We start from the raw sequence: 6843 nt of genomic DNA, 5'->3' as shown, positions 1-6843 counted from the left end.
CGTCACAAATACTGCAAAACTGTTCACCGCAATGATGGTTATATGTATGGGTTTTCCACTCTTGTCCGCTAAATCGGCGATTAGAGGCGTACCGATCGGAATGTCCCAACTGTGGGGCGAAGTTTAAGATTCCCGCGTTGTGGGCGGATGGCTGGTGTCAAGGAGGTTTTGTGAGGTTTAAAAAGATGGCGGAGTATCAGAAATATTGCTGATTCCTTGAGACAATAAAGTTCTGTATGCTTGCTGAGGATGAGTTGGTTCATCAGGATATTTGAGTTCTAGTAATTTTTCTGACAACATTGGATTAATAAAATGAGTCCTAATTGTTTCAGAACTGCGATTCAATAGTTCAGCTAATCTTTTGACAGTTAAATATCTTTCCGAGCAAAGTTTCAGAATCGTGTTTCTCATCAACTCTGGACTTGCCCGTTGCTTTTCTCGAACCGGAGCAGCTATTTCTAGTAAAAAGAAATTTTCATCATTATGCACGGAGCTTGACTCATTATGCACGGAGCTTGAGTAATTATGCACGGAGCTTGACTCGTTATGCACGGAGCTTGGCTCATTATGCACGGAGCTTGGAATCAAGGAAAGTAAATCAGGTTGACTTTTATTTGGTAGAGCGTACTGAGTTCCGCGACCACGACCAGAGCGCTCTAACCAACCATTATTTACGAATTGCTTGAGACATTCCCCTATATCTCTGGGATGTTCTCGACTATAACACTGAATGTCAGCATTGCTAATTTCTCCTGATTGATGTGCCAGTATCAAAATAATCCGCTCTAATTCGGTCAATTCGCAATAGTCATCTCCCACAATTTCCCTTAACTCTGTTTCGACATTTTCGGGAATCATGCTCACCATTGGTAAAGCAACCAAAGTCATCTCTAACTCTAATTTCTCTGATACCAAAGGAAACCATTGCTGCTCTATCCATGCGCGGATCATCTTTCTAAAGCCCGATCCTGCTTTTTCTCCTAAGCCAAGCATTTGAAACATTTTTTGCAAATTAGGATTGCGAGGATCGCTAACGCCGCCTTCGTAAAGCTGCTGAATAGAAATTCTCAGACGACCCGGATTGGAAAACGAAAAACCATTTTTATACTTGGTAATTTTTAAAGGGCGAGTAGATTGATAATCGGCATGAATAAGAGTATTGACCAAAGCCTCTCGCAATGCTTCATGGACATGAGTTTCGCCACGACGTATGGCATCTTTGTCGAGTTGGAAAGGAACTTCTAAATCATTAACTACACGAGTATAAACACGATAGTAAAAATTAAACAAGTTAGGTTCCCACTTGCCGTCAAGTGTTAGTCTGTAAGTCCATCGTGTTTCTGGATCGTCAGAAAGTTGCTCCTGATAATCAAGTTGGTAGTGAGACAGTGCATCTAAAATACTACGTTCGCGACCAAACATGAGCAAACCAGCAATAGTTAACCCTTCTTGACCCGTGCTGCGATCGCGACTCCATCCCCCTAACTGACGCAACAAATCCGAATCATGTAATGCCAGCCAAGGATGATCTGGTTCTCTAGAGCTAAACCGTTGACGAAAGGATTTTAATGTTTCTGTATCGATATCACTAAGGTCGAAACCTTCTAAAATTTGGATATCTTGAGGTGCATCACTGGCATCGCGCAACATTTGACGGATTTCAGCATCAGTGCAACGATAATCCCCTTCATAATTGCGTTTATATGTGCCTGTTAAGGGATTATTGTTAATATAAACTGGTCGCTGTGTCCGAGTCGCTCTTGGCACTTTAATAATGACTAACTTATTAGTTTCAATCTCTAGTTGTTCTAGATCGGAGTTAAAACAGATAGGAGTGCTGAGTTTTTGCAGATTGTTATGATTGTTCCAAAATTCTTTTAATAGTACACTGGGGTTACGGACACCTGAAATCTCGAACCCATTTCGATTTTCCGTGACACCTAGAACAATATAACCACCATCTGTATTGGCAAATGCTGATACTGTTTCCCAACTACTTTTGGGAAAACCACCGTCAGCAGACTTAAATTCAATGTCTTGGTCTTCTCCAAGGTTTATGCGATCGAGTAATGTTTCTAAATCCATTTCCTTATCTCTGAAGCAGGGTGAGTAAACTCCAGTTCTTTCTCATAAAGGCGTTTGAGCGCTGCCAGTATTTCAAAGCTCAAACCCACAGACCAACAAGAGTCGATCGCTGCCAGCGCGATTAAGTATGTTATCAGTGATAAATATTTTGTTACTATACATTAAGTCAGAGTCCTAAATGTCGTAGCCATAAGGCTTAAAAAACTATGGACACAACTGGACTCGAACCAGTGACCCCTACGATGTCAACGTAGTGCTCTAACCAACTGAGCTATGCGTCCTCACGAATTACCAATGTAGCAGAACATTAGATGGATTGTCAAGCATAAATATAAAATTTTTCAAGCCACCCACAGCCACCACCCCTAATTCCCAACCCGCCAAATCTTCACAGTTCGATCGCCCGAACCGCTAGCCAAACACCCCGCATCAGCACTAAAGGCCACCGACAAAACCTCCCCCCCGTGTCCCGTCAGAAGTTCCAGCAAACCCCCCGTAGCCGTATCCCACAAATAAATCGAACCATCCCGACTCCCCGTCGCCAAAAACCCACCATCCCGGCTTAACGCCACACACAAAACATCCCCAGAATTGTCCCTCATACTCCGCAGCAGCGTACCTCGCCCCTGTGCGTCCACCCGCCACAGCTTCGCTGTACCATCCCGACTCCCACTAACCAAAATCGATCCTTCTCCTACTCCCCCCCTTGTAGGGGCGGTGCCCCCGTGCCCGCCCTGGCTGGGGAAGTTCGCAGCAAAGGCGATCGCCCGCACCCAATCCCCGTGCTCTGCTAAAGTACAAATCGATCGACCATTGCGCCAATCCCACAACTGCAAACTCTTATCCCGACTCCCCGTCGCCAAAAACTCCCCACCAGGACTAAAAGCCACAGCCTCAACCCCACCGACGTGACCATTCAAAGCCGACATCGGCCTACCCTTATTCAAATTCCACAACTGCACAGTCTTGTCCCGACTCCCCGTCGCCAAAACCTGACCGTCGGGACTAAAGGCCACAGCATAAACCCGATCCTCATGACCGCGCAAAGCATACCACCACTTACCCTTATTCAAATCCCAAATTTGAATTGTTTTATCCCGGCCACCGCTAGCCAAAGTCGCCCCATCAGGACTAAACGCCACAGAAGTCACCCAGTCAGAATGACCCGTGAGAGTATACCACCGCTTACCCCCGTGCAAATTCCACATCTCGATCGTTTTATCCTCACTCCCGCTAGCTAAAGTCGCGCCATCAGGACTGAAAGCTACTGACGTAACAGCATGGGAATGCCCTACCAGAGTATGAACGCACCTCCAAGTAGGCGCGCGCGCTGGCACAACCCGCTGCATCGGTGGCACAGGTATAATAGTGCCTGCAACCGTTGGTGGCACGGCATTCTGCACCGCAGGCATCCTCTGTGGCACGGGAATTGCAGGCGCTGGTAGGGGCGGTGGATGGTGCGTGCCCGCCCCCGACTGCTTCGGCTGCAAATCTTGGAGAACTTCAGCTACAGATTTGTAGCGGCGACTGAGACTCGGTTCGATCATTCTGTCGATGATGCGGCTTAATTTCGGATCGATTTGAACCTTCAAAAAATCTCGCCAAACCCAAACATCTTGATTGATATCGAACAAATCAAACGGAGATATTTGAGTCAGTAAATAAATGCAAGTTACGCCCAAACTATACAAATCGCTAGCATAAACCGCTTGACCTCGAATTTGTTCCGGCGCCACGAATTCAGGCGAACCAATCACTGTACCTGTTTCTCTCAAACCCTCCACAAGTTTTGCAGCACCAAAGTCAACTAAAACTAATTCCCCGGTTAGTGTTGGGTAAGTATAAATAATCGGAGTTTGAGAAACGCGGCGGCGGATAATGTTAGGTGGTTTAATGTCTCGGTGAATTACATTGCGATCGTGCACGAACTGCAATACTGGCAATAAATCATTCAGCATACCGAGAATCTGATTTTCGCTAAAAGCCCCAGCCCCCGCCAATTCTTGCTGTAAATTTTGACCTTCTATAAATTCCTGCACTAAATACTGATATCGTTCCTGCTGAAAGTGCGCCAGCAATTCGGGAATTTGCGGGTGTTTCCCCAATTCGTCCAGCCGCACCGCTTCTCGGTTGAATAATTCTGCTGCTTTTTCGGCGCTGCTGGTTCCTTGGGATAGGGGGAAAAACTGTTTAATTGCACAGCGCGGTTTTGAGGGTTTGTCTTCGTCTACTGCTAAAAAAGTACGGCCAAAACCGCCTCTACCGAGGGGTTTGATGGCGCGGTAACGCTCTCTGAGCAACAGTTTGGTGCCGCAATTCAGGCAGAATTGAGTTCGATCGGCATTTTGCGGGTTTTGACAGGCGGGGTTTAGGCAATAACTCATAACTGAACCGGGAAGCAATCAGCAGCATATTTCTATGATACTGAGGCAATACCAAATCCGACTTAAATATCCCCTTTATTTCTTAGTCCGCGGAGGCGGACATCGTTTGTGTAGTCGCGGTTTCAACCGCCGAGTCTTATCTCTCGCGTTACAATTTAAAATTAAAGGACTGAAGTCCGAACGATCAAACCAGTTTGTAGTGAGGACTTCAGTCCGCAGCATTTAAGATCTAGCTTTAACATTCAGAGCATACTCTTTAAACCTTTCCAAGTCAGCCTGAATAGTCGATTCAACAACTCGCCCTACAAATGAATTGTCCATCAATGTTGCCAACCAGCCGGGAACTCCATAAGCCACCGTTAGTTTGACAATGCTGCTGTTTTTGCGATCGTAAAACCGCACCGCACCGCGATTTGGCAAACCGTCTACAGATTCCCACTGAATTATCTGATTTGGCACTAATTTGAGAATCCGAGAAAGCCAGCTAAATTGTAACCCCCCGGTTGCAAGTTTCCAGCGCGATAATTCTGGATCTTCTTCGAGAACTCGAACTGATTCTATCCACTTCATCCAGCGCGGCATTTGCTCTAAGTCAGACCAAAGTTCCCACGCTAATTCGATAGGAATTGCCACTTCTACTTGTACACTATGCTCTAACCAATCAGTCATTCGATTTTAGATTTTAGATTTTAGATTTTAGATTGAAGAATTGTTTCTTCTCGTTTCCAGGCTCGGCCTGGTAACGCATATCCAGAGGCTCCGCCTCGGTTTTCAAAAGCGAATATCAGAGGCAGAGCCTCCTCCAAGGCATTCCCAGCCAGAGCCTGGAAACGAGAGAAAATCATTAGCTTTTAGCTTTTAGCATTTTTCACTGGAGCGACTAATGCCAACTGCCAACTGCCAACTATCAACTGCCAACTAACTGTAAGTTTCCAGAATAGCCTTAGCCGCTTGATGACCGGAAAGAGTCGCACCTTCCATGCTATCAATGTAGTCTTGCTGAGTGTAACTTCCTGCTAAAAAGAAATTAGCAACAGGAGTTTTTTGAGCGGGGCGGTAAACATCCATTCCCGGCGCTTCCCGATACAAAGATTGAGCGAGCTTAACCACACTGTACCAAGTCATATTTAATTCCCGTGCTGAGGGGAATAAATCCTGAACTTGCTTGAGTACGTGTTGGGCGATCGCCTCATTGCTTTGTTTGATAAACGGATCGCCCGGTGTCAGCACCAACTGCAACAGAGAACCTTGTCCTTCTTTATAATAATCCTTAGGACTTGTCAGCGCCAAATCGGCAAAACAAGAAAAATCTGCATCTGCTGAATATAGCAAATTATCGATGCCTACAGCGTGGCTCAACTGTTTGCGCTTGGCTTCATCTTCCAGTTCCGTTACCCAACCGTCGAACCGCAATTGTACTGTCGCAACAGGTACCGCATCTAACTTATAAATGTTGTCAAATTCCGACCATTTGCGCCAAGCTGGAGGCAATATTTTCTGAATTCCAGGCACGTCGCAGGCGAAAACGTAAGCGTCTGCGGTAATATGTTCTTCAGTTTCGCCGTTAGCTACTAGCAAACCTGTTACGCGCGTTTCTGTGCCTTCTTCAAACTGAATTTCTCGGACTCGGCGCCGCGTGTAAATTTTGGTTCCTTTACTTTCCAAATATTCGACAATTGGTTTGTGCAAATATTCGTTGGGAGAACCGGACAGCATCCGCATGACAGAGGCTTCGGTTTTGGAGGCAAAGAATTGGAAGATTGTCAACATACACCGGGCAGAAATATTTTCGGTGTCGATAAAACCTAGTGCGTAGGCGATCGGGTTCCACATTCTTTTGAGGGAGTTTTGGTTGCCCCCTTGACTGCGAAACCAGTCAGCAAAGCTAATTTTATCCAAATTGCGGATAGTTTTCATTGCTCCCTCAAAGTCGATCAAACCACGGACGATGGGGCTAGTTCCCAGGGCGATCGCATTTTGAATTTTGTCTTGTACCGTTAGCTGGGATGTAGTGAAAAATGCCTTCAAACCATGCAAAGGAGCACCCACGGGAAAGCGAAAATCCAAAGAACCAGTTTCGCCGCCTCGATTGATAAAAGTGTGGACGTGATCTTTGAGGAGCAAATCGTCAAAAGCTCCCACCTTTTTCATTAGGGCAAATAAGTTATAATAGCAGCCGAAGAATACGTGCAAACCCATTTCAACGTGATTCCCGTCGGGATCTACCCAACTGCTGACTTTGCCGCCGACAAAAGGGCGGGACTCAAAAATTTCTACTTCGTGGCCGGCATCCACTAAATCGACTGCTGTGGTCATTCCAGCCAGTCCCGCACCTGCGATCGCAACCCGCATTTTACCTATCCTTATCCAGTAT

4 protein-coding genes and 1 tRNA gene are annotated in these 6843 nt (G+C 46.1%); all 5 read right to left on the bottom strand.

The genetic code is table 11. The features are described 5' to 3' along the window. Nucleotides 1–177 precede the first annotated feature (177 nt). The 5 genes from JGK14_RS05955 to zds all read right to left on the bottom strand — a co-directional run bounded on the left by JGK14_RS05955 (nt 178) and on the right by zds (nt 6821). Nucleotides 178–2085: an RNA-binding domain-containing protein gene (locus tag JGK14_RS05955; protein WP_293186817.1), complete on the bottom strand. Its 1908-nt coding sequence runs from the start codon at nt 2083–2085 to the stop codon at nt 178–180. 207 nt (nt 2086–2292) lie between these two features. Further along, a tRNA-Val gene (locus tag JGK14_RS05950) sits at nt 2293–2366 on the bottom strand. A gap of 84 nt (nt 2367–2450) precedes the next feature. Then, on the bottom strand, nt 2451–4469 hold the full coding sequence (locus tag JGK14_RS05945) for a serine/threonine-protein kinase (protein ID WP_325314850.1): 2019 nt from the start codon (nt 4467–4469) through the stop codon (nt 2451–2453). A 222-nt stretch (nt 4470–4691) separates the two neighbouring features. Then, entirely contained in the window at nt 4692–5138 is a 447-nt protein-coding gene (locus JGK14_RS05940) for an SRPBCC family protein (RefSeq protein WP_293186819.1), read from the bottom strand. Nucleotides 5139–5387: 249 nt separating this feature from the next. Continuing rightward, nucleotides 5388–6821 (bottom strand): 9,9'-di-cis-zeta-carotene desaturase, encoded by a 1434-nt coding sequence (gene zds / locus JGK14_RS05935; protein WP_293197204.1) that lies wholly within the window; start codon nt 6819–6821, stop codon nt 5388–5390. Between the last annotated feature and the right edge of the window lie 22 nt (nt 6822–6843).

This window comes from Microcoleus sp. PH2017_28_MFU_U_A (assembly GCF_020738035.1).
Taxonomy (GTDB): Bacteria; Cyanobacteriota; Cyanobacteriia; order Cyanobacteriales; family Microcoleaceae; genus Microcoleus.
The sequence above is the reverse complement of the archived record's forward strand: the minus strand, read 5'-3'. Positions and strand labels throughout refer to the sequence as shown.